The 24,246-nt window shown below is 54.2% G+C and carries 22 protein-coding genes; 20 read left to right on the forward strand and 2 right to left on the reverse strand.

Annotation, left to right across the window (positions count from 1 at the left end):
* Positions 1-86: 86 nt before the first annotated feature.
* The 5 genes from EHV07_RS08385 (at position 87) to flgL (ending at position 5,599) form a co-directional block, all read left to right on the forward strand.
* The gene (locus EHV07_RS08385; protein WP_147196897.1) at positions 87-788 is read left to right on the forward strand and encodes a flagellar basal body L-ring protein FlgH; all 702 of its coding nucleotides are present in this window, start codon (positions 87-89) and stop codon (positions 786-788) included.
* A 9-nt stretch (positions 789-797) separates the two neighbouring features.
* Positions 798-1,898 carry a flagellar basal body P-ring protein FlgI gene (locus tag EHV07_RS08390; RefSeq protein ID WP_147196899.1) on the forward strand — a complete coding sequence of 367 codons (1,101 nt, stop codon included), beginning with the start codon at positions 798-800 and terminating at the stop codon, positions 1,896-1,898.
* Positions 1,898-2,839 (forward strand): flagellar assembly peptidoglycan hydrolase FlgJ, encoded by a 942-nt coding sequence (gene flgJ / locus EHV07_RS08395; protein WP_147196901.1) that lies wholly within the window; start codon positions 1,898-1,900, stop codon positions 2,837-2,839. Before EHV07_RS08390 ends, flgJ begins: the two co-directional genes overlap by 1 nt.
* Before the next feature lie 124 nt (positions 2,840-2,963).
* Positions 2,964-4,616, forward strand: a complete 1,653-nt coding sequence (flgK, locus tag EHV07_RS08400) for a flagellar hook-associated protein FlgK (RefSeq protein WP_147196903.1) — start codon at positions 2,964-2,966, stop codon at positions 4,614-4,616.
* 20 nt (positions 4,617-4,636) lie between these two features.
* Positions 4,637-5,599: a flagellar hook-associated protein FlgL gene (flgL, locus tag EHV07_RS08405; protein WP_147196905.1), complete on the forward strand. Its 963-nt coding sequence runs from the start codon at positions 4,637-4,639 to the stop codon at positions 5,597-5,599.
* A gap of 285 nt (positions 5,600-5,884) precedes the next feature.
* Here flgL and rne read toward each other — a convergent pair whose 3' ends face one another.
* Positions 5,885-9,490 carry a ribonuclease E gene (rne, locus tag EHV07_RS08410; RefSeq protein WP_147196907.1) on the reverse strand — a complete coding sequence of 1,202 codons (3,606 nt, stop codon included), beginning with the start codon at positions 9,488-9,490 and terminating at the stop codon, positions 5,885-5,887.
* 573 nt (positions 9,491-10,063) lie between these two features.
* On the opposite strand from rne, the gene rluC reads away from it, so the two are divergent.
* Positions 10,064-11,026, forward strand: coding sequence for a 23S rRNA pseudouridine(955/2504/2580) synthase RluC (rluC, locus tag EHV07_RS08415; protein WP_147196909.1), 963 nt, complete (start codon positions 10,064-10,066; stop codon positions 11,024-11,026).
* 170 nt (positions 11,027-11,196) lie between these two features.
* Here rluC and EHV07_RS08420 read toward each other — a convergent pair whose 3' ends face one another.
* Entirely contained in the window at positions 11,197-11,781 is a 585-nt protein-coding gene (locus EHV07_RS08420; protein ID WP_147196911.1) for a nucleoside triphosphate pyrophosphatase, read from the reverse strand.
* Between the two features lie 142 nt (positions 11,782-11,923).
* Here EHV07_RS08420 and yceD point away from each other — a divergent pair, with 142 nt between their 5' ends.
* The 14 genes from yceD (at position 11,924) to ptsG (ending at position 24,195) form a co-directional block, all read left to right on the forward strand.
* Positions 11,924-12,445, forward strand: a complete 522-nt coding sequence (gene yceD, locus EHV07_RS08425; protein ID WP_147196913.1) for a 23S rRNA accumulation protein YceD — start codon at positions 11,924-11,926, stop codon at positions 12,443-12,445.
* A gap of 14 nt (positions 12,446-12,459) precedes the next feature.
* A complete protein-coding gene (rpmF, locus tag EHV07_RS08430) occupies positions 12,460-12,630 on the forward strand; it encodes a 50S ribosomal protein L32 (RefSeq protein ID WP_003849870.1) in 171 nt (56 codons plus the stop codon).
* A 23-nt stretch (positions 12,631-12,653) separates the two neighbouring features.
* A complete protein-coding gene (gene plsX / locus EHV07_RS08435) occupies positions 12,654-13,688 on the forward strand; it encodes a phosphate acyltransferase PlsX (protein ID WP_147196916.1) in 1,035 nt (344 codons plus the stop codon).
* 5 nt (positions 13,689-13,693) lie between these two features.
* The gene (locus EHV07_RS08440; protein WP_147196918.1) at positions 13,694-14,647 is read left to right on the forward strand and encodes a beta-ketoacyl-ACP synthase III; all 954 of its coding nucleotides are present in this window, start codon (positions 13,694-13,696) and stop codon (positions 14,645-14,647) included.
* Between the two features lie 16 nt (positions 14,648-14,663).
* The gene (fabD, locus tag EHV07_RS08445; protein WP_147196920.1) at positions 14,664-15,587 is read left to right on the forward strand and encodes an ACP S-malonyltransferase; all 924 of its coding nucleotides are present in this window, start codon (positions 14,664-14,666) and stop codon (positions 15,585-15,587) included.
* A 19-nt stretch (positions 15,588-15,606) separates the two neighbouring features.
* Positions 15,607-16,341: a 3-oxoacyl-ACP reductase FabG gene (fabG, locus tag EHV07_RS08450; protein ID WP_147196922.1), complete on the forward strand. Its 735-nt coding sequence runs from the start codon at positions 15,607-15,609 to the stop codon at positions 16,339-16,341.
* A 154-nt stretch (positions 16,342-16,495) separates the two neighbouring features.
* Positions 16,496-16,732 carry an acyl carrier protein gene (gene acpP / locus EHV07_RS08455; protein ID WP_004157115.1) on the forward strand — a complete coding sequence of 79 codons (237 nt, stop codon included), beginning with the start codon at positions 16,496-16,498 and terminating at the stop codon, positions 16,730-16,732.
* 88 nt (positions 16,733-16,820) lie between these two features.
* Complete coding sequence (gene fabF / locus EHV07_RS08460) at positions 16,821-18,062, forward strand: beta-ketoacyl-ACP synthase II (RefSeq protein WP_147196924.1); 1,242 nt, start codon at positions 16,821-16,823, stop codon at positions 18,060-18,062.
* A 157-nt stretch (positions 18,063-18,219) separates the two neighbouring features.
* Complete coding sequence (gene pabC / locus EHV07_RS08465) at positions 18,220-19,035, forward strand: aminodeoxychorismate lyase (RefSeq protein WP_147196926.1); 816 nt, start codon at positions 18,220-18,222, stop codon at positions 19,033-19,035.
* The gene (gene mltG, locus EHV07_RS08470) at positions 19,032-20,051 is read left to right on the forward strand and encodes an endolytic transglycosylase MltG (protein ID WP_147196928.1); all 1,020 of its coding nucleotides are present in this window, start codon (positions 19,032-19,034) and stop codon (positions 20,049-20,051) included. The genes pabC and mltG overlap by 4 nt, the downstream gene beginning before the upstream one ends.
* On the forward strand, positions 20,041-20,673 hold the full coding sequence (gene tmk / locus EHV07_RS08475) for a dTMP kinase (RefSeq protein ID WP_147196931.1): 633 nt from the start codon (positions 20,041-20,043) through the stop codon (positions 20,671-20,673). The genes mltG and tmk overlap by 11 nt, the downstream gene beginning before the upstream one ends.
* Entirely contained in the window at positions 20,670-21,668 is a 999-nt protein-coding gene (gene holB / locus EHV07_RS08480; RefSeq protein WP_147196933.1) for a DNA polymerase III subunit delta', read from the forward strand. Before tmk ends, holB begins: the two co-directional genes overlap by 4 nt.
* 9 nt (positions 21,669-21,677) lie before the next feature.
* Entirely contained in the window at positions 21,678-22,472 is a 795-nt protein-coding gene (locus tag EHV07_RS08485) for a metal-dependent hydrolase (protein ID WP_147196935.1), read from the forward strand.
* 289 nt (positions 22,473-22,761) lie between these two features.
* Entirely contained in the window at positions 22,762-24,195 is a 1,434-nt protein-coding gene (gene ptsG, locus EHV07_RS08490) for a PTS glucose transporter subunit IIBC (RefSeq protein WP_147196938.1), read from the forward strand.
* The last annotated feature ends 51 nt before the right edge of the window (positions 24,196-24,246 follow it).

A 24,246-nucleotide genomic window follows, 5' to 3' on the forward strand; every position in this document is an offset into this window, starting at 1 on the left:
TTAGGGTATGGATTTTTGAAGTCACAGAGGCCGGGTTCGCCCGGCTCTAAATAAAAAGTTTTCATTAATTATTAAAGGTTAATTCCATGGCGAAGCAAATCTCAATGCCTGGACGCTTGTTAGTAGCCACGCTGCTCCTGACGCTTAACGGTTGTGCTTTAGTTCCACGTAAGCCTCTGGTCGAAGGTTCGACAACGGCCCAGCCGCTGCCCGCTTCGCCACCGATGGTTAACGGTTCCATTTTTCAGGGCGTGATGCCGATGAACTACGGCTACCAGCCGCTGTTCGAGGATCGCCGTCCACGTAATATCGGCGATACGCTGACGATCACGCTGCAGGAAAACGTCAGTGCGAGCAAGAGCTCCACGGCGTCTGCCGGACGTGACGGTAGCGCAACGCTGGGTCTGACCGCGTTACCATCCGCGCTGACCGGCTTGCTGGGTGGCGATAAAACGAATATCGACGCCAGCGGTAAAAACACCTTTGCAGGTAAAGGCGGCGCGACAGCCAACAACACCTTTACCGGCACTATCACTGTAACCGTGAATCAGGTGTTGCCGAACGGCAACCTGAAAGTGGTCGGTGAGAAACAGATTGAGATCAACCAGGGCACGGAATTTATCCGCTTCTCGGGCGTGGTTAACCCACGCACCATCAGCGGTAGCAATAGCGTCGTTTCGACCCAGGTGGCGGATGCCCGTATTGAGTACGTCGGTAACGGCTACATCAATGAGGCACAGACGATGGGCTGGTTGCAACGGTTCTTCCTGAACCTGTCACCATTCTAAGAGGTTTAAATGCGTAATATTATTTTCCGGTTTACCCTGGTTTTGCTGGCCGCGGTCAGTTCATTTGCTCACGCCGACCGTATTCGCGATTTGACCACCGTTGGCGGCGTGCGTGATAACTCGCTGATCGGTTACGGTCTGGTTGTGGGTCTGGATGGCTCGGGTGACCAGACCACCCAGACGCCATTCACCACGCAGAGTTTGAACAACATGTTATCTCAGCTGGGCATTACCGTGCCTTCTGGTACCAACATGCAGCTGAAAAACGTGGCGGCGGTCATGGTGACGGCCAAGCTGCCGGCGTTTGGCCGTCAGGGTCAGGTGATTGACGTCGTGGTTTCCTCAATGGGTAACGCAAAAAGCCTGCGCGGCGGTACGCTGCTGATGACGCCGATGAAAGGCGTGGACAACCAGGTTTATGCGCTGGCGCAGGGTAACATTCTGGTTGGCGGCGCGGGTGCTTCTGCGGGCGGCAGCAGCGTCACGGTTAACCAGGTGAACGGCGGTCGTATCACCGGCGGCGCCACCATTGAACGTGAACTGCCAAATAACTTTGGCACCTCTAACGTGATCAGCCTGTACCTGAACCAGGAAGATTTCAGCATGGCGCAGCGTATTGCCGATGCCATTAACGGTCGCTACGGTTCAGCGCAGGCAATTGATGGCCGTACCGTACAGGTACAGGTTTCTGCTAACGGCACTTCACAGGTTCGCCTGCTGGCCGATATCCAGAACATTGATGTTTCCGTGCCGATTCAGGATGCGAAAGTGATTATCAACTCGCGTACCGGCTCGGTCGTGATGAACCGTGAAGTGATGCTCAGCTCCTGCGCTATCGCTCAGGGCAACCTCTCGGTAACGGTGAACCAGCAGCAGAACGTCAGCCAGCCTAACACGCCGTTTGCCGGTGGACAGACTGCCGTCACGCCGCAGACTCAGATTGACCTGCGCCAGAGCGGCGGCGCGTTGCAGAGCGTGAATGCCAGCGCCAACCTGAACAGCGTAGTGCGTGCACTGAATGCGCTGGGTGCCACGCCGATTGACCTGATGTCTATTTTGCAATCAATGCAGAGCGCGGGCTGTCTGCACGCCAAACTGGAAATTATCTGATGACCGATACCCAGTCTCTGATGTCAGCGGCTTACGACAGCCGCTCACTGAACAACCTGAAACGTGATGCGAGTAACGATCCTAAGGCTCACGCTAAAGAAGTCGCTAAGCAAGTGGAAGGCATGTTTGTACAGATGATGTTGAAAAGCATGCGTCAGGCGCTGCCGCAGGATGGCCTGCTGAGCACCGAACAGACGCGTCTTTACACTTCAATGTACGATCAGCAGATTGGGCAACAGATTGCATCAAAAGGACTGGGCCTGGCCGACATGATGGTCAAGCAGATGGAACAGGCACAGGCACCCGATGAGAAAGCGGGCACCATTCCGATGATGCTGGATAAAGACTTTATCAACACGCTGCCGCCGCTGGCGTTAGAACAGATTGTACGTAAGGCGGTGCCGCGTCTGCCAGCCTCGTCTGACAGGCCGTTGAGTGGCGACAGCAGCGACTTTATCGCTCAGCTGTCGCAGCCAGCGAAAGAGGCCAGCGCCGGCACCGGTATTCCTCATCACCTGATTCTGGCGCAGGCCGCGCTGGAGTCGGGCTGGGGACAACGTCAGATCCTGACCGCGGAAGGCAAACCAAGCTTTAACGTTTTCGGTATCAAAGCGACGAGCAGCTGGCAGGGGAAAACCACCGAAATCACCACTACCGAATATGAGCATGGCGAAGCGAAGAAGGTAAAAGCCAAATTCCGCGTCTATGACTCCTATTTCGATGCGCTGAATGATTACGTGAAGCTGATTGCCAATAACCCGCGTTACCAGGCGGTGACCACGGCGGCAACGCCGGAGCAGGGCGCGAAAGCACTCCAGGCAGCAGGCTATGCGACCGATCCAAAATATGCGCAGAAGCTGGTGGGAATGATCCAGCAATTCAAAAACATGGGTGAAAAAGTCGTGAAGGCTTATAGCCAGGACGTGGGCGATTTATTCTAAATTTTTCGCTCAAGTTTGCTGCATTTTAACCGATAACAGTGACAGGCCGGATTGACGCTAACGCGTGGACCGGCAACCGATTGTAATGCCGGCCCGTGCTGAGCCAGGGTGATAAGGAACCGACATGTCTAACTTAATTAATACCGCTATGACAGGTATCAACGCCGCCTCGGCCGCGTTGAGCACCACCAGTAACAACATCAGTAATTACAGCGTTGCTGGCTACTCGCGTCAGACGACGGTTCTTGCTCAGGCAAGCAGTACGCTCAACGGCACGCAGTACTATGGCAACGGTGTTTCGGTTGCCAGCGTCAATCGTGAATACGACGCCTTTATTACTAACCAGCTGCGCAGCGCCAGTACCCAGTCCAGCGCGCTGACCACGCAATACAGCCAGCTCTCTAACCTGGATGATATGTTTTCCAGTACCACCAACACGCTGTCAACGACCGTGCAGGATTTCTTCTCCTCGCTGCAAACGTTGACCAGCAACGCATCTGACTCTTCATCACGTCAGGCCGTGTTGGGCAAAGCAGACGGGCTGGTAAACCAGTTTCAAGTCACCGATACCTATTTGCGTAACGTTGACAGCAGCCTGAATACCTCGATCGGCTCCAGCGTGGACCAAATCAACGGCTATGCCAAGCAGATCGCTAATATTAACCAGCAGATCACCAAGCTGAAAGGCGCGGGCGCGGGTAACGAACCTAACGATCTGATGGATCAACGCGATCAGCTGGTCAGCGATCTGAACAAAATTGTCGGCGTCACCGTGACGCAGCAGGATGGCGGCAGCTACAACATCAGCATCGGTAACGGTATTTCGCTGGTGCAGGGCGACAGCTACAACAAGCTGGCTGCGGTTTCTTCCAGCGCGGATCCTGCCCGAACCACCATTGCTACTGTGGATTCAACCACGAAAGCCACCACGGAAATTCCGGAAAAACTGATCACCACCGGCTCACTGGGTGGTCTGCTCGCTTTCCGTACCGATCTGGATAATACACGCAATCAGCTTGGCCAGATGGCGATGGCGTTGGGTGACAGCTTTAACACCCAGCACGAAGCCGGTTATGACAGCAACGGCGATGCGGGCGAAGCGTTCTTTAATCTGGGCGGCCCGACGGTCACGGCCAACAGCAACAACAGCACCGGCGTTTCCGTTTCTGCGGCCTGGACTGATACCAGCAGCGTGCAGGCGTCAGATTACAAGGTGAGCTACGACGGCAGCAGCTGGAGCGTAAAACGTTTATCTGACAACGCGACCGTGACCCCAACCGCGGGAACGGATGCGTCCGGTAATTCTACGCTGAGTTTTGATGGCTTACAGCTGACGGTGAACGGTACGCCATCGGCTAAAGACAGCTTCACGGTGAAACCCGTTTCTAACGTGATTTCCAGCATGAGTGTAAATATTACCGACGAAGCTAAAATTGCTGCCGCCGATGCCGATAATGGTGTAAGCAACAACAACAACGCGCAGTCGCTGTTGGATTTGCAGACCAAAAAGGTCATTACCGGCAACAGTACGCTGACTCAGGCTTATGCCAGCATGGTCGCTACCATTGGTAACAAAACCAGCAACCTGGAAACCACCAGCACCACGCAGGGCAATGTGGTGACGCAGCTGACCAATCAGCAGCAGTCCGTTTCCGGCGTTAACCTGGATGAAGAATATGGCAACCTGACGCGTTATCAGCAGTACTACACTGCGAACGCGCAGATTTTGCAAACTGCCACCACTATATTTAACGCGCTGATCGGCGCCGTTAGCTGATTCTGAGGAAGGAACAAATCATGCGTTTAAGCACCACGATGATTTATGACCAACAAATGCGCGGTATTTCTGACTCGCAGTCTGCCTGGTTGAAATCGGGCGAACAGCTGTCAACCGGCAAGCGTGTGGTCAACCCATCAGACGACCCGGTGGCGGCCGCTCAGGCAGTTGTGCTGTCACAGGCTCAGGCTGAGACCAGCCAGTACAAGACGGCACGTAATTTTGCGACCAGCAGCCTGGCGCAGGAAGACACTAACCTGTCGCAGGTGACGAACGTCATCACTCAGGCTCAAACGGCCGTTGTTGCTGCATCAACCGGTACGCTGTCGGATGCCGACCGCGCCACCTATGCGACAACCCTGACCAGCCTGCGCGATCAGCTGATGAACCTTGCTAACTCGACAGACGGCAACGGCCGTTACATTTTTGCAGGCTACAAATCCGATACGGCACCTTTTACTCAGGATGCCAGCGGCAACGTGAGCTATGTCGGCGGTGATACGGCGATTAACCAGAAAGTCGATGCCAGCCGTACCATGGTCACCAGCCATACCGGTAGCCAGATTTTTAACAGCCTGACCAGCACTGCGGTAGCCGAGCCGGATGGCAGCGCAAGTGAGAGCAATATTTTCACCACGCTGAATACCGCCATCAACGCGCTGAAACAGCCGCTGGCCGATGCCGATGCAACGACCAAAGATGCCGCCGCCGCCGATATGGCTAAGGCTAACCGTGGCCTGCGTAACTCAATGGACAACGTGCTGAAAGTACAGTCTGAAGTGGGCACGCAGCTAAGCGAGCTGGATAATATTGAATCCAAATCTGATGACACGGCGCTCAACCAGTCAACGCAGATGAGTAACCTGGTCGACGCTGACTACACAAGTACCATTTCCGCTTACACCATGAAGCAGGCTGCTTTGCAGGCTTCCTACAAGGTGTTTAGCTCAATGTCTCAGATGTCCCTGTTCAAAACGAATTAAACCTGTTACCCATTTTGGACGCGCTTAAACCGGGTGCGTCCACTTTTCCCCCGTTATCAGAGTAACCTCCTGATAACGGGTTTTTTTTGCCCTGAGTTTGCCGTCGCGAACAGGACTACTTCAGTTGGAAAACGTTCGCCTGCACTGCCGTGTTGGCGGGGGAGTTTTGACGCTGCATCAGAGTACGCGATGAGTTGATGATAGCTGCCAGCGGGAGTTTATCGGCTTTCACGCCTGCAAAAAAAGCCCCGGTCAGTGACCAGGGCTTTTCGTCAGGGTTGCGGTTTATTCCGGGCGGGTTGCCGGGGCCGTTGCCTGATGGGTTGCTGCGTGACCGCCAGCTGAGCCTTTACCTTCAAAGTTGAAGGAAGGGCGAACCCAGTCGCTGTTGCGAGCAGGTTCTGCCTGATACTCAGGTGCCGGCGCTTTAGTCATCGGAGCCGTAGCATGATGCTTGAAGGCCGGAACCGCAGCGTCTGTTACCGCAGGTGCCGCTTCAGCAGCCGGAGCCTGAGGTGCGGCAGTCGCCTGAGCAACCGGTGCAGCTTCAGCAGCCGGAGCCTGAGGTGCAGCAGTCGCCTGAGCAACCGGTGCCGCCTCAACAGCCGGAGCCTGAGGTGCAGCAGGAGCCTGAGCAACCGGTGCCGCCTCAGCAGCAGGAACCTGAGGTGCAGCAGTGGCCTGAGCAACCGGTTCGTCACGTGCCGGAACCGGAGCGTGAGGCTCGGAAGCCACAACAGGTTCTGCGACTGCTTCTGGCGCCTTCAGCACGTCTTCAACCTGCTGCTTCGTTTCTGCACTCACATCGGAGGCAGAAGTGACGGCTTGCGGGTTGTTTTCAGCAGTCTGCTGCGCTTCAGCAATCTCTTTAGCCGGTGCAGCTTCTTCAGCGGTGCTGGCAAAAGAATCAACCGCAGGCTGAGTCTCTTCTACCGGCTGAGCTTCTTCCGCCACCGCTTCAGCAACAGGCTCGTCAGCAGCTGAGATAACCGAAGGTTCCTCATTGACTGGCGCTTCAATGGCGGCAGTTTCGTCGGTGTTAACCAGCGTCACTTCCGGCTGATTCGCTGGCTGAGGCTCGGCGATATGTACCGGCTGAGCTTCATCCTGAACGCCTTCCGGCAGCGAAGCGGTTTCGGCTACGGCAACAGCAGGGGCGGTTTCAACATCCTGATGACCATAATCTGGCACCACGGACTGTTCGACCTCGTCACCATCGGTAATATGCGCCACAGGGTAAGAGACCCAAACTTTACCTGAAGCCATTTCCGGAGACGCAGCAGCAAAGGTCAGCGGCATTGGCGACTGGTTTGGATAGCGCTCGTCACGATAGCGACGACGACGTTGGCCGCTAACGCGCAGATGGCGAGGCGAACGGCGTGAACGACGTGGCATCGTGTTGCTGTCGCGTTCTTCACTTTCATCCGATTCAACGATATCTACCGCCCCGGTCAGCGCAGCTGGCTGTTCTTCAACTGGCGCAGCAGGCTCGTCTTCAGCAGGTGCGAATGAACGTGCAGCCGTTTGCTCGGCCGTCTCAATCCGTACCTTCTGATTCAGCTGACGTGGCTTACGACGTGGCAGTACCTGAACCTGCTCTTCAGCAGCTTCTGCAACTTCTTCAGCCGGTACGACTTCAGCAACTTTCTCTTCCTGCGCAGCGAGACGTTTTTCATCCTGACGACGTTTACGCTCGGCACGCTGATCGCGACGCTGTTGTTGCGCCTCTTCACGTTGCTGATTACGCGCTTCGTCGCTGACCGGTTGGATTTCGTCATGCGTTTCTGCCTGTTGTGGCGCATTACGCTTGTTACGACGATTATCTTCACGGCCTTCAGCGGCAGGATCGCGGTCGCGAACCATACGCTCATTGCGATTGGAGTTGCGGTCGTTACGCTCGTTACGATTGTTATTACGTTCGCCACGCTCGGTACGTTCATTACGCTCGGTACGTTCATTACGATCGCTGTTACGTTCGTTGCTGCGCTCGCTGCGGTCGCCGTAGCGTTCACCACGTTCACCGTTATTACGGTCACGACGGTTATTCTGGCGACGATTGTTGCGGCGTTCGCTACGCGGAGGTGTGGCTTCCGGCGCTTTTTCTTCCACAACGGCAGCAGGCTGAGGCTGTTCAACAGGTTTTTGCTCACCCGCGAACATTTTCTTCAGTCCGCTCAGGAAGCGGCTGACCAGGCCTGGCTGCTGGCTTTCCGGCGCAGCAGGCTGTGGCGCAACGGCAGGGCTGGCGATTTCAACCACAGGCTCCTGTGGAACAGGCGGCGCATCCGGCATCACAAACGCGGCAAGAGCCGGCTGCTCAGGACGCTTACGCTCAGCATGTTCTTCTTCAGAAGGCAGGGCCATTTCCGCTTCATGCAGCTTCGGCAGATGATAGCTAAGGGTCTGCGTTTCTTCACCGCTGCGCACGCGCAGAACGGAGTAGTGTGGGGTTTCCATCTGATCGTTAGGCACGATGATGGCCCGCACGCCGCCCTGACGTTTTTCGATGGCGCTAACCGCTTCACGTTTTTCGTTCAGCAGGTAAGACGCAATCTGCACCGGCACGATAGCGTGAACTTCTTTGGTGTTCTCTTTGAGCGCTTCTTCTTCAATCAGACGCAGGATAGAGAGCGACAGCGATTCGTTATCACGGATGGTGCCGGTCCCGCTACAGCGAGGGCAGACGTGATGACTGGACTCGCCCAGTGACGGGCTGAGGCGCTGACGCGACATTTCCAGCAGGCCGAAACGGGAAATATGGCTAATCTGGATGCGCGCACGGTCCTGACGGACGGCCTCACGCAGGCGATTCTCAACCGCACGCTGATGGCGAACCGGCGTCATATCGATAAAGTCGATAACGATCAGGCCACCCAGATCGCGCAGGCGTAGCTGACGTGCGATTTCGTCTGCTGCTTCCAGGTTAGTGTTAAAGGCTGTTTCTTCGATATCGCCACCGCGGGTTGCACGAGCGGAGTTGATATCAATAGCGGTCAGTGCTTCAGTGGTGTCGATCACAATCGAGCCGCCGGAAGGCAGGCGCACTTCGCGCTGGAAGGCGGATTCAATCTGCGATTCGATCTGATAGTGGCTGAACAGCGGGATCTCACCGGTATAGAGCTTGATTTTGCTGCTAAAGTCCGGACGACCCAGCGCCGCGATATGCTGGCGAGCCAGTTCAAGAACTTTCGGATTATCAATGAGGATTTCACCGATATCCTGACGCAGGTAATCACGGAAAGCGCGCACGATAACGTTGCTTTCCTGATGGATCAGGAAGGGAGCAGGGCGGCTGTCGGCGGCTTTTTTGATCGCTTCCCAGTGTTTCATACGGAAGCTCAAATCCCACTGTAGCGCTTCGGCTGATTTGCCGACGCCCGCGGTACGCACGATCAGACCCATGCCTTCGGGCAGTTCCAGCGCGGAAAGGGCTTCTTTCAGTTCGGTGCGATCGTCGCCTTCAATACGGCGGGAAATGCCGCCAGCACGAGGGTTGTTCGGCATCAGAACCAGATAGCTGCCCGCAAGGCTGATAAAGGTGGTTAACGCTGCGCCTTTGTTGCCGCGCTCTTCTTTATCAATCTGAACGATAACTTCCTGACCTTCGCGCAGCACGTCTTTAATGTTAGGACGACCATGCGAGTTGTAATTGCTGGGGAAGTTTTCGCGGGAGATTTCTTTCAGAGGGAGAAAACCGTGTCTTTCAGCGCCGTAATCGACAAAGGCGGCTTCAAGACTAGGTTCAATGCGGGTGATCTTGCCTTTGTAGATGTTGGCTTTCTTCTGCTCGTGTCCCGGACTTTCAATATCCAGGTCATACAGACGCTGTCCGTCTACCAGAGCAACACGCAACTCCTCCTGTTGAGTTGCGTTTATCAACATTCTTTTCATCGTAACTTACTCATTATTCTTACATTAGTGACAAAGCTACGGGCAATAGTAACGCTGGACGCAATCGACCGATGGCCCCGTGTCTCATCGCAAAGCCGTCAACCTCCCGGTTATCGGCGGCTCAAGGGGCGCAAAATCTCGGTAGCCTGTTTTTCATTAGAAAAAACAGCGCTTTTAAAAAGGGGGAGAACCACCAGTGGATACCAGAGTGAACCAATCCCGTCTTGTCGTCCAGGCTGCAACCCGCAGCCCGCTAAATGCCTGATGACACAATACGTCTTACGCCATTGCTGCGTGTATGGGTTATCCGGCAAAATTTCTTATTACGCTATTTTCTTGTTTCACAAGGCCAGAGCCTGGAAAACGGAATCATTATTCCATTGCTAAGCTTGTGATAGCAAGGTGACTTTTCCCGCTCTGAGAAGTTTATTCCAGCTTTTCGAATCATTTGCAGCGCAATTCAGCAAATTGCCTAAAAACTGGACATAAACGCCTGCATCGCAGGGGTCTTAGTCAGTTAAGCACAGAAAAAGAAGTGGCGCTATCCTGGCGCTCTATTTAGAATCGCCGACCATGAAAACCAATACTCCCGCAGTACAAATAGTGACTATTTCCGCCGATGAGGCGGGACAGCGCATCGATAACTTTTTACGCACCCAGTTGAAAGGCGTGCCGAAAAGTATGATTTATCGCATTTTGCGTAAGGGCGAAGTGCGCGTTAATAAAGGTCGAATCAAGCCTGAATATAAGCTGGAAGCGGGGGATGAGGTGCGTATCCCGCCGGTGCGGGTGGCGGAGCGTGAAGATGCCGCCGTCTCGCCAAAGCTGGCTAAGGTTGCGGCACTCGCCGATGCAATCCTTTATGAAGACGATTATATTCTGGTGATGAACAAGCCGTCAGGCACCGCCGTGCACGGCGGAAGTGGGCTGAGCTTTGGCGTTATCGAAGGGCTGCGCGCGCTACGGCCTGATGCTCGCTTCCTGGAGCTGGTGCATCGTCTCGATCGCGATACTTCCGGCATTCTGCTAGTGGCGAAAAAACGTTCTGCGCTGCGTTCGCTGCATGAACAGTTACGTGAAAAAGGCATGCAGAAGGATTATCTGGCGCTGGTTCGCGGCTCCTGGCCTTCGCATATCAAAGCGGTGCAGGCTCCACTCCTGAAAAATATCCTGCAAAGCGGTGAGCGCATTGTGCGGGTAAGCAGCGAAGGCAAACCGTCCGAAACGCGCTTCAAGGTTGAAGAACGTTACGCGCAGGCTACGTTGGTAAAGGCCAGCCCGATTACCGGTCGTACCCATCAGATCCGTGTGCACACGCTGCATGCCGGGCACCCGATTGCTTTTGATGACCGCTACGGCGAAAGAGATTTTGATGCGCAACTGGCCGGTACGGGCTTGAAACGCCTTTTCCTGCACGCTGCTGCGCTGAAATTCACTCATCCTAACACCGGTGAAGTCATGCGCGTGGAAGCGCCGCTGGACGATGAGCTGAAGCGCTGCCTGGCGGTGCTGCGGAAGAATTCCCCGGCGAAGTGATGTTTGGTACAGCGGTGTTGTCGAAAAGAAATGACTGCAAATAAGCTTACCGTTTGACGCCATGGACGGCGCCAAACGAGCGTATCAGGCATGAGGTTTTTTGCGTGTCCGTGTTCCGGGTAGCCCCTCCCGCTTTCTGACCAGCCTGAAGCGACCGATCTCATCCAGACCTAACCTGCCAGCGGATCGATTCCCGCTTCCCGCAGCATCTCACACAGCGCAATCAGCGGCAGTCCAACCAGCGTATTCGGATCGCGGCCGGAAAGACGGTCAAACAAAGTAATTCCCAGCCCTTCGCTTTTAAAACTTCCCGCACAGTTAAGCGGCTGTTCTTTACGAATATAGTGGCTGATTTCCGCTTCGCTTAGCGGGCGGAAATCGACGCTAAAAGGTTCACAAATCACGTTCAGCTTATTATTTCGGCTGTCTAAAAGCGCCAGGCCAGTATAAAAAATGACGCTGTGGCCGCTGGCCTGACGTAACTGCGCGCGAGCGTTCTCTTCCGTATGCGGTTTTCCGGTGATTTTTCCGTCAATTACGCAGACCTGATCGGAGCCTATAATGAGATGTGCAGGATAAGATTTAGCCAGCGCGCAGGCTTTAGCTGCCGCAAGACGCTTAACAAGATCCGTTGCAGATTCATTGGGTTGAGCCGTTTCATCCACCTCAGGCGAAGCGGTAATAAAAGGAACGCCCAGCTTCTCGAGCAGGGTTTTTCTGAACGGGGAAGTGGAGGCTAAAACCAGCTGTGTCATATTTTTTTCCAGAATAGATAGCGAATCAGTGCGGGACATTTTAAACTGTGCGCCGCACTGGATGCGAATAATGGGTGAAAGATGCTGTTAAACGGCCTTTTTCTTTGACTCTATGTCGTTACAAAGTTAATATGCGCGCCCTATGCAAAAGGTAAAATTACCCCTAACTCTTGATCCGGTTCGCACCGCTCAAAAACGCCTGGATTACCAGGGCGTTTACACCCCTGAACAGGTGCTGCGTGTTGCCGAATCGGTCGTGAGTGTGGACAGCGATGTGGATTGTACGATGTCGTTCGCGATTGACGAGCAGCGTTTAGCGGTACTGAAAGGTACTGCTGCGGTTTCCGTTACGCTCTCTTGTCAACGCTGCAACCAGTCTTTCCCGCACGCGGTCCACGTGACGTATTGTTTTAGCCCGGTCGTTACTGACGAGCAGGCTGAAGCACTCCCGGAAGCGTACGAGCCGGTCGAGGTCAACGAGTTTGGCGAAATCGACCTGCTGGCAGTGGTAGAAGATGAAATTATCCTCGCTCTGCCTGTCGTTCCGGTGCATGATTCTGAACACTGTGAAGTGTCCGAGGCGGACATGGTCTTTGGCAAACTGCCTGCAGAGGCGGAAAAACCAAACCCATTTGCCGTATTAGCCAGTTTAAAGCGTAAGTAATAGGAGTAAGGTCCATGGCCGTACAACAGAATAAACCAACCCGTTCCAAGCGTGGCATGCGTCGTTCACACGATGCGCTGACCACAGCAGCTCTTTCCGTAGATAAAGTTTCTGGCGAAACGCATCTGCGTCACCACATCACTGCGGATGGTTACTACCGCGGTCGCAAGGTCATCGTTAAGTAATTCGCGGCTCTGCCGGCGATACTTTGACACGATTGACCCTGGCGATAGATGCCATGGGCGGGGACTTCGGTCCCTGCGTGACAGTGCCTGCGGCAATGCAGGCACTGGCATCTCACTCGCAGTTGCATCTTCTCCTGGTCGGCGATCCCGACAAAATCACGTCATTACTCGCAAAAGCTGATTCCGCCTTACGGGCACGTCTGCAGATTATTCCTGCCGAGTCGGTTATTGCCAGTGATGCTAAACCTTCCCAGGCGATTCGTCACAGCCGTGGTTCTTCCATGCGCGTGGCGCTTGAGCTGGTAAAAGAAGGGCAGGCACAAGCCTGTATCAGTGCCGGGAATACTGGGGCGCTGATGGGGCTGGCGAAATTACTGCTCAAGCCGTTAAACGGCATTGAGCGGCCCGCGTTGATGACGGTGTTGCCAAACGTGCAGCGTGGAAAAACGGTGCTGCTGGATTTAGGTGCCAATATTGAGTCAGACAGCGCCCTGCTGGTGCAGTTTGCCGTAATGGGCGCAGTGATGGCCGAAGAGGTGTTAAACATTGGTCATCCACGCGTGGCGCTGCTAAATATTGGTCATGAAGAGACCAAAGGTTTGCAAAGCATCCGCGACGCTGCGGTAATTCTGCGTGAATCGCCGGAAATTAACTATATTGGATACCTCGAAGGAAACGATCTTCTTACCGGAAAGACGGATGTACTTGTATGCGATGGTTTCATCGGCAATGTCACCTTAAAAACGATGGAAGGAGTAGTAAAAACGTTTCTTTCGCTGTTGCAATCACAGGGCGAAGGTAAAAAAAGGGCCTGGTGGCTGTCACTGCTGGGACGCGTGCTGAAAAGGCGTCTGGCTAAGCAGTTCGGCCATCTGAATCCCGACCAGTACAATGGCGCCTGCCTGTTAGGCTTGCGCGGTATCGTGGTGAAAAGTCACGGTAACGCCAGCCAGCACGCATTTTTTGCGGCAATAGAACAGGCAGAGCAGGCGGTGCGGCAGCAACTTCCCGAACGGATTGCTGCCCGCCTTGAAACTGTATTACCTAAGAGTGACTGACGTACATGTATACGAAGATTATCGGTACGGGTAGCTATTTGCCCGAACAGGTGCGGACTAATGCCGATCTGGAAAAAATGGTAGATACATCGGACGAGTGGATTGTCACGCGAACCGGTATTCGTGAACGTCGGATAGCCGCAGCAGACGAAACCGTCGCGACGATGGGCTTCCACGCGGCTGAACGTGCGCTGGAAATGGCCGGTATCGACAAGAACGATATCGGTTTGATCGTGGTTGCCACCACCTCCTCCAGTCATGCTTTCCCAAGTTCAGCCTGCATGATCCAGCAGATGCTGGGTATTGATGATGCCGCATCCTTTGATCTGGCAGCGGCATGCGCAGGCTTTACTTATGCCCTGAGCGTGGCCGATCAGTACATCAAAAACGGCGCAGTAAAAAACGCGCTGGTGATCGGTGCTGACGTGCTGGCGCGTATGCTTGATCCAAACGATCGCGGCACGATCATTCTGTTTGGCGACGGCGCAGGTGCGGTGGTGCTGGGTGCCAGCGAAGAACAGGGCATCATTTCGACCCATCTGCATGCTGATGGCCGCTACGGTCAGCTGTTGACGCTGGCGAATCAGGATCGTGAGCACCAGGAGCAGCCTTCTTACGTCACCATGGCGGGCAACGAAGTGTTTAAGGTTGCCGTAACCGAGCTGGCGCACATCGTAGAAGAGACGCTGAAGGCAAATAATCTTGAGCGTGAAGCCATCGACTGGCTGGTACCGCATCAGGCTAACCTGCGTATTATCAACGCCACCGCGCGCAAGCTGGGCATGGAGATGGATAAAGTGGTTGTGACGCTGGATCGGCACGGCAACACCTCTGCCGCTTCCGTTCCGACCGCGCTGGATGAAGCCGTACGCGATGGCCGTATTAAGCCAGGTCAGCTGGTGCTGCTTGAAGCCTTTGGTGGCGGTTTCACCTGGGGCTCGGCGCTGGTTCGTTTTTGATTAACAGGATATAACAATGACGCAATTTGCAATGGTTTTCCCGGGACAGGGATCGCAGACGGTTGGCATGCTGGCTAACCTGGCAGCTGAAAATCCGCTGGTGGAAAAAACTTTCCGTGAAGCTTCCGATGCGCTGGGTTACGACCTTTGGGCACTGGTGCAGCAGGGGCCGGTTGAAGAATTGAACAAAACCTGGCAAACTCAGCCCGCGCTGCTGGCCGCATCTGTTGCTATTTTCCGCGTTTGGCAGGAAAAAGGCGGATTGACGCCTGCAATGCTGGCAGGACACAGCCTGGGCGAGTATAGTGCGCTGGTTTGCGCGGGCGTGATCGACTTTAGTGATGCGATCAAGCTGGTAGAACTGCGTGGCAAACTGATGCAGGAAGCGGTGCCGGAAGGCACAGGCGCAATGCAGGCGATTATCGGCCTGGATGATGCAGCCATTGCTAAAGCTTGTGAGGAAGCGGCTCAGGGACAAGTTGTCTCCCCGGTCAACTTCAACTCACCCGGTCAGGTTGTTATCGCCGGAAATAAAGAAGCGGTAGAGCGTGCGGGGGCAGCCTGTAAGGCCGCCGGTGCTAAACGCGCTCTGCCACTGCCCGTTAGCGTGCCGTCACACTGCGCGCTGATGAAGCCGGCAGCCGACAAACTGGCTGTTGCGCTGGAAAAGTTAACCTTCAACGCCCCGGTCATTCCGGTGATTAACAACGTTGATGTGAAATGTGAGACCTCAGCAGAGGCGATTCGCAGCGCGCTGGTTCGCCAGCTGTACAGCCCGGTCCGCTGGACCGAATGCGTCGAGTTTATGGCGCAGCAGGGTGTGACGTCGCTGCTGGAAGCTGGGCCTGGCAAAGTACTGACCGGCCTGACAAAACGTATTGTTGATACGCTGACTGCGGCGCCGGTTAACGATCCGGAAAGCCTGGCAGCTGCGCTTTAACAATCAGACGAGGATGAGCATGAGCTTCGAAGGAAAAATCGCGCTGGTTACCGGTGCAAGTCGCGGCATTGGCCGTGCTATCGCGGAAACGCTGGTAGCACGCGGCGCGAAAGTGGTAGGTACAGCGACCAGCCAGAGCGGCGCAGATGCTATCAGCGCTTACCTGGGCAGCAATGGCAAAGGCCTGCTGCTGAATGTAACCGACAGCGCCTCTATTGAGAATGTGTTGGCTACTATTCGTGCTGAATTTGGCGAACCAGACATTTTAGTCAATAATGCTGGCATCACGCGTGATAATCTTCTGATGCGTATGAAAGACGATGAGTGGCAGGATATCCTGGACACGAATCTGACTTCCGTATTCCGCCTGTCAAAAGCGGTAATGCGAGCTATGATGAAGAAGCGCGTGGGCCGAATTATTACCATCGGTTCTGTTGTAGGAACCATGGGTAATGCGGGTCAGGCAAACTACGCTGCAGCAAAAGCGGGTTTGATCGGCTTTAGCAAGTCACTGGCACGAGAAATCGCGTCACGTGGTATTACCGTTAACGTTGTGGCACCTGGTTTCATTGAAACCGACATGACGCGTGCACTGACTGAAGATCAGCGTGCGGGCATTCTGGCGGAAGTGCCAGCGGGTCGCCTTGGCGACGCGCAGGAAATCGCCAATGCCGTTGCATTTTTAGCCTCTGACGAGGCGGCGTACATCACTGGTGAAACGCTGCACGTCAATGGCGGAATGTACATGGTCTGATAATCACGAAAATTATTTGCGTTATTTGCGGGAAAAGCCGCAAAATAGCGTAAATTCGTGGTTTGACCAGCCGGGATTTAGTTGCATCTTTTTCAACATTTTATACACTACGAAAACCATCGCGAAAGCGAGTTTTGATAGGAAATTTAATAGTATGAGCACTATCGAAGAACGCGTTAAGAAAATCATTGGCGAGCAGCTTGGCGTTAAGCAGGAAGAAGTCGTTAACACTGCTTCTTTTGTAGAAGATCTGGGCGCTGATTCTCTTGATACCGTTGAGCTGGTAATGGCTCTGGAAGAAGAGTTTGATACCGAGATTCCGGACGAAGAAGCTGAGAAAATCACTACTGTTCAGGCTGCTATTGATTACATCAATGGTCACCAGGCATAAGTGAGCATCTCCAGGCGGTCACTCGACCGCCTGAGTTTTATCTGTACGTCCCACTGAGTATCCTAATTTCCCTCCCTGGAGGACGAACGTGTCTAAGCGTCGTGTAGTTGTGACCGGTCTTGGCATGTTGTCTCCTGTCGGCAATACCGTAGAGTCTACCTGGAATGCTCTTGTTGCCGGTCAGAGTGGCATCAGCCTGATCGACCATTTTGAAACTAGTGCCTACGCAACGCGTTTTGCTGGCTTAGTAAAGGATTTTAACTGTGAGGAGTACATCTCGCGTAAAGATCAACGCAAGATGGATGCCTTTATTCAATATGGAGTTGTCGCTGGCATTCAGGCCATGCAGGATTCTGGTCTGGTCATTACTGACGAGAATGCCGATCGCATCGGTGCCGCTATCGGTTCTGGTATTGGTGGTCTCGGTCTGATCGAAGAAAACCACGCTTCGCTGGTCAACGGCGGCCCGCGTAAAATCAGTCCTTTCTTCGTTCCTTCCACGATTGTGAACATGATTGCCGGTCATCTGACTATCATGTACGGCATGAAAGGCCCGAGTATTGCCATCTCCACGGCGTGTACTACTGGTGTGCACAATATTGGTCAGGCTGCGCGTATCATCGCTTATAACGATGCAGATGTTATGCTGGCAGGCGGTGCCGAAAAAGGCAGTACGCCATTGGGCATGGGCGGTTTCGGGGCAGCGCGTGCGCTTTCCACCCGTAATGACGATCCGCAGGCGGCAAGCCGCCCGTGGGACAAAGACCGCGACGGCTTCGTGCTGGGCGACGGTGCGGGTATTGTCGTGCTGGAAGAATACGAGCACGCCAAAAAACGCGGCGCGAAAATTTATGCAGAACTGGTGGGCTTTGGCATGAGCAGCGATGCTTACCATATGACCTCCCCACCAGAAAATGGCGCAGGCGCGGCGCTGGCAATGGTTAACGCATTAAAAGATGCGCAGCTCTCGCCAGAGCAAATCGGCTATATCAACGCTCACGGCACGTCTACGCCGGCCGGTGATAAAGCGGAAGCTCAGGCGGTTAAATCCGTCTTTGGTGCCAGTGCAGCCAGCGTAATGGTTAGCTCAACCAAATCCATGACCGGTCACCTGTTAGGTGCGGCAGGCGCTGTAGAATCTATCTACTCGATCCTGGCGCTACGCAATCAGGTTATCCCGCCAACCATCAACCTGGATAATCCGGATGAAGGTTGCGATTTGGATTTTGTGCCTCACACAGCACGTCAGGTAAAAGGCCTGGAGTATGCGTTATGCAACTCCTTTGGTTTTGGCGGAACCAATGGTTCATTGATTTTCCGCAAAATTTAACCTTTATCTGCCTTGAGAGGCCCGCAATTGCGGGCCTTTTTCGTTTTAAAATCGTGCTGCAAACTTCATCTCAGGTGAAACTTTCTGTGGCAGGGATGAATCAGGCGTAGTTAGCGGTTAATCTTTACCGTGAGACGGCAGTCGCTCAGGAGGGACGGTGATGTTAATCAATGGTCGGGCAGTTGAGAATATTGCGGCAAGCGACCGCGCCGTCCAGTTTGGCGATGGCTGTTTTACCACCGGTCGCCTCTGGCAGGGCGAAGTCGTGATGCTTGAAGCGCATCTAAAACGTCTTCGCGAAGCCTGCCATCGTTTGTTCATTCACCATGTCGACTGGGAAGCGTTGCGAGAAGAAATGATGATGGCCGCCGCAACACGCGATGAAGGCGTTATTAAAGTTATCCTGTCGCGTGGATCCGGCGGGCGCGGTTATAGCGCCCGCGGCTGCGAGCAGCCAACCCGCATCGTTTCGCTTTCCGCTTATCCGGCCCGCTATCATCAGCTGCGTCAAACCGGCGCAAAGCTGGCGTTGAGCACGATACGGCTGGGACGCAATCCTCTGCTTGCAGGGATTAAGCATCTTAACCGCCTTGAGCAGGTGCTGATCCGTACAGAGCTTGAGCAGACTGGTGCCGACGAAGCGCTGGTGCTTGACACTGAAGGTCAGCTGGTGGAATGCTGTGCGGCGAATTTATTCTGGCGCAGCGGAAAGCAGGTATTCACTCCCATCCTGAGCGATTCTGGGGTTAATGGCATTCAGCGTCAGTGGGTCATCGCCAGACTGAAGCAACTGGGCAACGCTGTGGCTGAAGTCAGAATGCCACCGGACGTGCTCACGGAAGCAGATGAAGTGCTGATAACTAACGCACTTATGCCGATCTTGCCGGTAAGTCAGATTGAAAACCGGTTTTACCGTAACAGAGAGTTGTTTTACCAGCTTTGCAAGCAAGACGATTTACAGGGAACTTTATGAGAGCAAAACGCAAACTTCTGGTCGGGATTATCGTCCTTGTTATAGCAGGCCTCGCTTACAGCTACTGGCAGATCGGGCAGTTTGCCAGCCAGAAGCTGACGGTCGAAAAGGAAACGATATTTACGCTCCCGGCAGGCTCGGGGCGAGTTGTACTGGAAGCTGAACTCAATCAGCAAAAGATTGTTCCTGACAGCATCTGGTTCGGTTGGTTGCTTAAGCTTGAACCCGAACTGGCGAAATTTAAAGCGGGAACCTATCGCTTTAATCCAGGCATGACGGTTCGTCAGATGCTCGCGCTGCTGGCCAGCGGTAAAGAAGCGCAGTTTCCGGTTCGCTTTGTGGAAGGGACTAAAATGCAGGAGTGGCTTGCCCAGCTTCGGGCCGCGCCCTATATCAAGCACACTCTGCCAGACGATAAGCTGACAACGGTCGCCGACACGCTAAAAATAGCCCCGCAGGATGTTGAAGGCTGGTTTTATCCTGACACCTATTCCTATACGGCTAACACCACAGATGTGGCAATCCTGAAGCGTGCCCACGAGCAGATGGAAAAAACCGTCGACCGGCTTTGGCAGAGCAAAAAAGACGGGCTGCCCTATCGCGATAAAAATGATTTGCTGACCATGGCATCCATTGTGGAAAAAGAAACGGCACTCAGCGAAGAGCGCAGTAAGGTGGCTTCGGTATTTATTAATCGCCTGCGGTTGGGCATGCGGCTGCAAACCGATCCGACGGTGATTTATGGCATAGGCGACAGCTATAAAGGCACGCTGACCCGTAAAGATCTGGAAACGCCGACGGCTTACAATACCTATGTTATTGCCGGCATGCCGCCAGGCCCGATTGCGATGCCGGGCAAAGCCTCCCTGGAAGCGGCCGCCAATCCACTGAAAACCGACTTCCTCTATTTTGTGGCGGACGGCAAAGGCGGTCACACTTTTACCACCAATCTTGCCAGCCATAATCGGGCAGTGCAGGCGTGGCGTCTGGCGGTCAAGGAAAAAAATGAACGGTAAATTTATTGTTATTGAAGGGCTGGAAGGCGCGGGGAAGACCACCGCACGGGATGTCATCGTCGCGACGCTTAAGCAGCAGGGCATCAGTGACATTGTCTTCACCCGGGAACCCGGCGGTACGCCGCTGGCCGAGAAGTTGCGCGATCTTATTAAGCAGGGTATTGCAGGCGAGCGGGTAACCGATCAGGCTGAACTACTCATGCTCTACGCTGCACGTGTTCAGCTGGTGGAGAATGTCATTAAGCCAGCGCTGGCGCGTGGCGCATGGGTGGTGGGCGATCGTCACGATCTCTCTTCCCAGGCGTATCAGGGCGGCGGACGCGGGATGGATACGGCGCTGATGAGCCAGTTAAAACGCAGCGTGCTCGGTGAGTTTGCACCTGATATGACGCTTTATCTGGACGTCACGCCCGAAATTGGTTTGCAGCGCGCCAGAGCTCGCGGCGAGCTGGATCGCATTGAGCAGGAATCACTGAATTTTTTCACCCGCACCCGCGAGCGCTATCTGGCATTGGCCGCCAGCGACAGCCGAATTAAAACCGTTGATGCAACGAAAACGCTCGATGGGGTTTCACAGGCGATCCGCCAGACGTTAACGCAGTGGCTTCAGGAACAGCAATGATCTGGTATCCGTGGCTAAATCAGCCTTACCGTCAAATTATTGCTCAGCATCAGAACGGCCGGCCGCATCATGCTTTACTGCTTCAGGCGCTGCCGGGTATGGGAGATGCCTCGCTGGTATGGGGCATTAGCCGCTGGCTGATGTGCCAGCGGCGTTCCGGGCTGAAAAGCTGCGGTGAGTGCCATGCCTGCCAGCTAATGCAGGCTCACACCCATCCTGACTGGTATGAACTCAGCGCCGAAAAGGGCAAAAGCTCGCTGGGTATTGACGCGGTGCGCAGCGTAACCGAAAAGCTTTATCACCATGCTCAACAGGGCGGGGCGAAAGTCGTCTGGGTGCCGGATGCATCGCAGCTCACCGAGGCCGCAGCCAACGCGTTGCTAAAGACGTTAGAAGAGCCGCCCAAAAATACCTGGTTTCTGCTGTGCTGTCAGCAACCGGGCAGTTTGCTGGCCACGCTGCGCAGCCGCTGCCTCACTCTTCATCTTGCTGCGCCAGATGAAGGCCAGAGCCTGAACTGGCTACAAAAGCAGACGCCTGCGCCACAAAGTGATGCGCTCGCCGCTTTACGGTTGAGCGGCGGTGCACCCGCAGCGGCAGAACAGCTGCTGGGAGAGAAGAACTGGGCAGCGCGTCAGGCGCTGTGTCAGGCACTGCCGAAGGCGCTGAATGGCGATATGCTATCCTTGCAGCCCGTATTGAATCAGGATGATGCAGTACGCCGTATTGGCTGGCTGTGTGCGCTGCTGGTGGATGCGCTTAAATGGCAACAGGGCGGCGGACGCTTTATTGCCAACGTCGACCAGCAAACACTGGTTGCGGGTATCGCTCAGCTGCTGCCCGGAAGCGCAATGGATGCCAGCGTGCGGCAGTGGATGATCTGTCGCGATCGCCTGCTGAATGTACCAGCCGTTAACCGTGAATTATTATTGACCGACCAGCTACTGGCATGGGAGCAAATGCTGCATGCCACTACAGCGGGTTTACCGAACTAGAGAGTTATTATGTTTTTAGTGGATTCGCACTGCCATCTTGATGGCCTGGATTATGAAAAGCTTCATCAGGACGTCGACGATGTGTTGGCCAAGGCCGCGGCACGCGACGTAAAATTTATGCTGGCCGTGGCGACGACCTTACCGGGTTATAAAGCGATGACTCAGCTGATTGGCGACCGTCCCAACGTTGCTTACTCCTGCGGCGTTCATCCCCTGAATCAGAATGAGCCTTACGACTTTGCCGAGCTGCGTCAGCTGGCGGCTGACGAGCGGGTAATCGCGATGGGCGAAACCGGACTTGATTACTACTATCAGCAGGATACCAAAGCCCAGCAGCAGGCTTCCTTTCGGGAACATATCCGTATCGGCCGGGATCTGAACAAGCCGGTGATTGTTCACACGCGTGATGCACGAGAAGACACGCTGGCGATCCTGAAAGAAGAGAAGGTTGAAGGCTGTGGCGGCGTCCTGCACTGTTTTACTGAAGATCGCGACACCGCTGAAAAGCTGCTGGATATGGGCTTCTATATCTCTTTCTCTGGCATCGTCACTTTCCGTAATGCAGAGACAATCCGTGAAGCGGCTCGCTACATTCCGCTGGACAGAATCCTGGTTGAGACAGATTCTCCTTATCTTGCCCCGGTTCCGTATCGCGGCAAAGAGAATCAGCCAGCCTATACGCGTGACGTGGCGGAATATATGGCCGTATTAAAAAACGTGAGCCTTGAGGTGCTGGCGCAGGCCACTACTGAGAATTTCTCTCGCTTATTCCATGTGCCGCCATCTCGCCTGACGGACAATTAATTTATTTTATTGCTCGTAATTAAAATGTGAAAAGTGTAACGCCGCATCGCTCTTGCCGGGCCATGCGGCTTTTTTATGGGCAAAAACTGGCAATTGCGCGCGAAATAAACTACACAGCAGGCGGTTGTTGAACGAAACGTGATAGCCATCAAACTAATTTTACCCGAATTATTTTACAGTCCGTAATAAATACCGAGGGCGTTAATCGCTCCATTCATAGCGGGTCCTCCCCCGTTATCGCGCGAACCAGCGCGTAATAAAAAGCACTCATACTCAGGAGTTTCACACTATGTTCAAAAATGCATTTGCAAACCTGCAAAAGGTCGGTAAATCGCTGATGCTGCCGGTGTCGGTTCTGCCGATAGCCGGTATTCTGCTTGGCGTAGGTTCAGCCAACTTCAGCTGGCTGCCCGCAGTTGTCTCGCATGTTATGGCTGAAGCAGGGGGATCGGTATTCGCCAATATGCCGCTGATCTTCGCAATTGGCGTGGCGTTAGGCTTTACCAACAACGACGGTGTCTCGGCACTGGCCGCGGTTGTCGCTTATGGCATTATGGTGAAAACCATGGCGGTGGTCGCACCATTAGTGATTCATCTGCCTGCTGAAGAGATTGTGGCACGCCATCTGGCCGATACCGGCGTGCTCGGGGGGATTATTGCCGGTTCGATTGCCGCCTATATGTTCAACCGTTTTTATCGTATCAAGCTGCCTGAATATCTCGGCTTCTTTGCCGGCAAACGCTTTGTACCGATTATTTCCGGTTTTACCGCTATTTTTGTCGGGGTGGTACTCTCCTTTATCTGGCCTCCGGTGGGTTCCGCGATTCAGGAGTTCTCACAGTGGGCTGCCTATCAGAACCCGGTGGTGGCCTTTGGTATTTACGGTCTGGTAGAGCGTTCGCTGGTGCCGTTCGGCCTGCACCATATCTGGAACGTTCCTTTCCAGATGCAGATTGGTGAATTTACCAACGCAGCCGGTCAGGTCTTCCATGGTGATATCCCTCGCTACATGGCGGGTGACCCAACTGCCGGTAAACTTTCTGGCGGCTTCCTGTTCAAAATGTACGGTCTGCCTGCTGCGGCAATTGCTATCTGGCATTCCGCTAAGCCAGAAAACCGTGCGAAAGTGGGCGGGATCATGATCTCTGCCGCGCTGACCTCATTCCTGACCGGTATCACCGAACCGATTGAGTTCTCATTCATGTTCGTGGCACCTATCCTGTATGTGATCCACGCAATTCTGGCAGGCCTGGCGTTCCCAATTTGTATCCTGCTCGGCATGCGTGACGGTACCAGCTTCTCACACGGTCTGATCGACTTTGTGGTACTGAGCGGCAACAGCAGCAAAATCTGGCTGTTCCCCATCATCGGTATTATTTACGGTCTGGTTTACTACACCATTTTCCGCGTAGTGATCGCCCGCTTTAACCTGAAAACGCCAGGCCGCGAGGATGCGACTACTGAACAAACCGCAGGTGCCTCCAGCGAAATGGCGGCCAATCTGGTAGCGGCTTTTGGGGGTAAAGAGAACATTACTAACCTTGATGCCTGTATTACTCGTCTGCGCGTTAGCGTCGCCGATGTCTCGAAGGTGGATCAGTCTGGACTGAAAAGACTGGGTGCTGCTGGCGTAGTGGTGGCTGGCTCAGGCGTTCAGGCTATTTTTGGTACAAAATCCGATAACCTGAAAACCGACATGGATGACTACATCCGTAATTTGTAAAACGGCGGACATAAACAAGGGGAGCGTAAGCTCCCCTTTTTTTATGCTAAC

This window comes from Pantoea sp. CCBC3-3-1, assembly GCF_007981265.1.
In the GTDB taxonomy this organism is placed as follows: Bacteria; Pseudomonadota; Gammaproteobacteria; order Enterobacterales; family Enterobacteriaceae; genus Erwinia.

Bases quoted from the DNA above. Each gene is read 5' to 3' on its own strand.
- EHV07_RS08385 (WP_147196897.1), top strand. From the start codon at position 87: ATGGCGAAGCAAATCTCAATGCCTGGACGCTTGTTAGTAGCCACGCTG.
- EHV07_RS08390 (WP_147196899.1), top strand. From the start codon at position 798: ATGCGTAATATTATTTTCCGGTTTACCCTGGTTTTGCTGGCCGCGGTC.
- flgJ (WP_147196901.1), top strand. From the start codon at position 1,898: ATGACCGATACCCAGTCTCTGATGTCAGCGGCTTACGACAGCCGCTCA.
- flgK (WP_147196903.1), top strand. From the start codon at position 2,964: ATGTCTAACTTAATTAATACCGCTATGACAGGTATCAACGCCGCCTCG.
- flgL (WP_147196905.1), top strand. From the start codon at position 4,637: ATGCGTTTAAGCACCACGATGATTTATGACCAACAAATGCGCGGTATT.
- rne (WP_147196907.1), bottom strand. From the start codon at position 9,490: ATGAAAAGAATGTTGATAAACGCAACTCAACAGGAGGAGTTGCGTGTT.
- rluC (WP_147196909.1), top strand. From the start codon at position 10,064: ATGAAAACCAATACTCCCGCAGTACAAATAGTGACTATTTCCGCCGAT.
- EHV07_RS08420 (WP_147196911.1), bottom strand. From the start codon at position 11,781: ATGACACAGCTGGTTTTAGCCTCCACTTCCCCGTTCAGAAAAACCCTG.
- yceD (WP_147196913.1), top strand. From the start codon at position 11,924: ATGCAAAAGGTAAAATTACCCCTAACTCTTGATCCGGTTCGCACCGCT.
- rpmF (WP_003849870.1), top strand. From the start codon at position 12,460: ATGGCCGTACAACAGAATAAACCAACCCGTTCCAAGCGTGGCATGCGT.
- EHV07_RS08440 (WP_147196918.1), top strand. From the start codon at position 13,694: ATGTATACGAAGATTATCGGTACGGGTAGCTATTTGCCCGAACAGGTG.
- fabD (WP_147196920.1), top strand. From the start codon at position 14,664: ATGACGCAATTTGCAATGGTTTTCCCGGGACAGGGATCGCAGACGGTT.
- fabG (WP_147196922.1), top strand. From the start codon at position 15,607: ATGAGCTTCGAAGGAAAAATCGCGCTGGTTACCGGTGCAAGTCGCGGC.
- acpP (WP_004157115.1), top strand. From the start codon at position 16,496: ATGAGCACTATCGAAGAACGCGTTAAGAAAATCATTGGCGAGCAGCTT.
- mltG (WP_147196928.1), top strand. From the start codon at position 19,032: ATGAGAGCAAAACGCAAACTTCTGGTCGGGATTATCGTCCTTGTTATA.
- tmk (WP_147196931.1), top strand. From the start codon at position 20,041: ATGAACGGTAAATTTATTGTTATTGAAGGGCTGGAAGGCGCGGGGAAG.
- holB (WP_147196933.1), top strand. From the start codon at position 20,670: ATGATCTGGTATCCGTGGCTAAATCAGCCTTACCGTCAAATTATTGCT.
- EHV07_RS08485 (WP_147196935.1), top strand. From the start codon at position 21,678: ATGTTTTTAGTGGATTCGCACTGCCATCTTGATGGCCTGGATTATGAA.
- ptsG (WP_147196938.1), top strand. From the start codon at position 22,762: ATGTTCAAAAATGCATTTGCAAACCTGCAAAAGGTCGGTAAATCGCTG.